General features: G+C 32.5%; 3 protein-coding genes. All 3 read left to right on the forward strand.

What is annotated here, in order from left to right:
• On the forward strand, positions 1–264 hold a 264-nt coding region (locus IU405_RS00585; RefSeq protein ID WP_410896732.1), incomplete at its 5' end, for a vWA domain-containing protein.
• Between the two features lie 11 nt (positions 265–275).
• On the forward strand, positions 276–434 hold the full coding sequence (locus IU405_RS00590) for a hypothetical protein (RefSeq protein WP_197436713.1): 159 nt from the start codon (positions 276–278) through the stop codon (positions 432–434).
• A gap of 1 nt (position 435) precedes the next feature.
• On the forward strand, positions 436–1,071 hold the full coding sequence (locus IU405_RS00595) for a vWA domain-containing protein (RefSeq protein ID WP_197436714.1): 636 nt from the start codon (positions 436–438) through the stop codon (positions 1,069–1,071).
• The last annotated feature ends 33 nt before the right edge of the window (positions 1,072–1,104 follow it).

A 1,104-nucleotide genomic window follows, 5' to 3' on the forward strand; every position in this document is an offset into this window, starting at 1 on the left:
GGATTGAATGAATTTAAAAAATCTAAAGTTGCTTTTACTGTTGCTTGTGCAGCAGGTAGTGGTGCAGATACTACTATTTTGAAACAAATTACAGAAAATGTAGTGAGTCTTGATACTGCAGATAGTGCAAGTATTGGTAAATTCTTTCAATGGGTAACAGCTTCAATTGGAGTAAGTTCTACAAAAGTAGAAGATTCTGGGAAAGAGGTTACTGGTTTAAATGAGTTACCACCACCACCATCTGAATTAAATATTGTTGTTTAAATTGTAAAATTATGGGAAAGTTTGGATTTTCATTTTCGTTAAATAGGCTTTTAGGTATAACAGGAGCAAAACAAAGTTTTGCCAGAAAAACTGGTGTACCTACTACAAGAGGTGGTGTTGAGCGAAAATTAGGTAATATTATTATTAAATCATTGTTCGGGAAAAAATAATATGAGAAGATTACCAGTATATTTTTTATTAGATACATCAGGCTCAATGCGTGGCGAACCAATCCAAGCATTGAATAATGCTTTGAGTGGAATGATCAACACATTGCGTTCAGATGCACAAGCTTTAGACTCTCTTTGGATAAGTATTATAACTTATGACAGAGAGGTAAAGGAGATTGTACCCTTAACAGAATTAGTTAGTTTTCAACTTCCTGAAATAAAATGTCCACAAAGTGGACCTACAAATACAGGTGCTGGTTTAGCATATATAATACAACAAGTAAAAAAAGATCTAATAAAAGGGTCTCCTACTCAAAAAGGAGATTGGAAACCTTTACTTTTTGTTTTTACTGATGGCAAACCATCAGATTTGCAATTATATAGAGAAAAAATAAATGAAATTAAGAATTTGAACTTTGGAGCTGTTGTGGGTTGCGCAGCAGGTTTAAAAGCAGATGATGTAATTCTAAAAGAATTAACAGATAATGTAGTTCATCTTGATTCAGCAGATAGTTCAACACTTAAACAATTTTTTAAATGGGTATCAGAAACTATTGAACAAGGTAATAAAAGTCAAGGAACAGGAGAAAGTGTAACATTACCTCCACCGCCAAGTGAAATAACAGTAGTGATATGATGATAATAATACCTTTTTTGATAAATATTCTCA

Origin of the sequence: Polaribacter sp. BAL334, from assembly GCF_015767435.1 — a bacterium.
Taxonomy (GTDB): domain Bacteria; phylum Bacteroidota; class Bacteroidia; order Flavobacteriales; family Flavobacteriaceae; genus Polaribacter.